The sequence below is a fragment of the Polynucleobacter sp. 39-46-10 genome (assembly GCF_002282275.1).
On the sequence record NZ_NCJB01000483.1, the window covers coordinates 1 to 1,337 of the forward strand.

Annotated in this window: 2 protein-coding genes; both read right to left on the reverse strand. The window is 45.9% G+C overall.

The features are described 5' to 3' along the window. Positions 1-14: 14 nt before the first annotated feature. Positions 15-761, reverse strand: coding sequence for a tRNA (guanosine(37)-N1)-methyltransferase TrmD (trmD, locus tag B7X71_RS16990; RefSeq protein WP_293601608.1), 747 nt, complete (start codon positions 759-761; stop codon positions 15-17). A 42-nt stretch (positions 762-803) separates the two neighbouring features. Continuing rightward, positions 804-1,337, reverse strand: a 534-nt coding sequence (rimM, locus tag B7X71_RS16995; RefSeq protein ID WP_293601609.1) for a ribosome maturation factor RimM, incomplete at its 5' end; no start/stop codon positions are given.

A 1,337-nucleotide genomic window follows, 5' to 3' on the forward strand; every position in this document is an offset into this window, starting at 1 on the left:
AAAACCATAATTACTTACAGCGTTCGAAGAAATTGCTCATCTTCTTTACTTAGCAACCCATTTGCTCTTGCTGATTTAATTAAATCAGGTCTAAGCTTGAACGTCAGCTCTAAAGACTTCTGCCGACGCCAATCCGCTATTTTAGCGTGATGTCCGCCCAAAAGCACGTCTGGGACAGATAAATTTTCATATATTTCAGGGCGGGTGTAGTGCGGATAGTCCAAAAGGCCATTAATAAAGCTATCTTGGATGGCAGATTCCCCATCCCCTAAGGCCCCTGGAATGAGGCGAATAACCGCATCCATCATCGTCATGGCGGGTAATTCACCACCAGAAACCACAAAATCACCCATTGAGAGCTGTAAATCAACATTCCGATCAATAAAGCGCTGGTCAACAGCCTCATATCGACCACAAATAAAGGTTAAATTACCGTAATTGAGGATATCTGTCGCTATCTCCTGAGAAAAGACCTCCCCTTGCGGTGCCAAGAGGCAAATTGGCCCAGAAGTAATATTTTGAGCTTGATGAACTGCTTTAACAGCAGATATCGTGTCTTCCAATGGTTTTGCCATCATCACCATGCCAGGACCACCACCATAGGCACGATCATCCACAGTCTTACGTGGATCGGAACAATAATCCCGAGGATTCCAGAGATTGACCTTAGCGAGACCTTGCTCACAGGCGCGACCAGTGATACCCCACTGCGTTAATGCAGAGAACATTTCAGGAAATAAGGTGACTACATCAAAGCGCATATTGGAAATGAAAGATCAGTTGCTTTTTTAGCTTAGAGCCTACTACCAGTCAGGCTGCCAATCTAGAGTAATAAGTCTATTGGCTATGTCCACGTTTTGCACTGCTTCTTTTACGAAAGGCACTAACTGTTTTACTGTCTTAGTTTCTGGATCGCCAAGAGCAATGATTCCGTGGGCGCCATTATCATTCACGTCAATCACCTCACCCAGACTCTCGCCTTCGAGATTAATTGCTTTACAACCAATCAGATCGACCCAGTAATAACTATCGCTGCCTGCTTTTGGAAATACTTCGCGTGCAACTAAGATGCGAGCACCTTTTAAAGCCTCGGCCTGATCACGATCGGTGATGCCATCTAAAGCGATCACTACGGTACCGCTATGCATCTTGGCCTGCTTCACCTTGTAAAGCTCTAATGAAGCCTGCTCATGAGACGCAGCAACACCCGCACTCCGACGAGGAATGAGAGATAACCAAAGTTCTTTGCTAGATAAGAGTGCTACGGGATCAGAGGAATGAGGGCGAACCTTAATCTGACCCTGTAAGCCTTGAGCGTCCTGAACTGCACCGAGCTC

Bases quoted from the DNA above. Each gene is read 5' to 3' on its own strand.
- trmD (WP_293601608.1), bottom strand. From the start codon at position 761: ATGCGCTTTGATGTAGTCACCTTATTTCCTGAAATGTTCTCTGCATTA.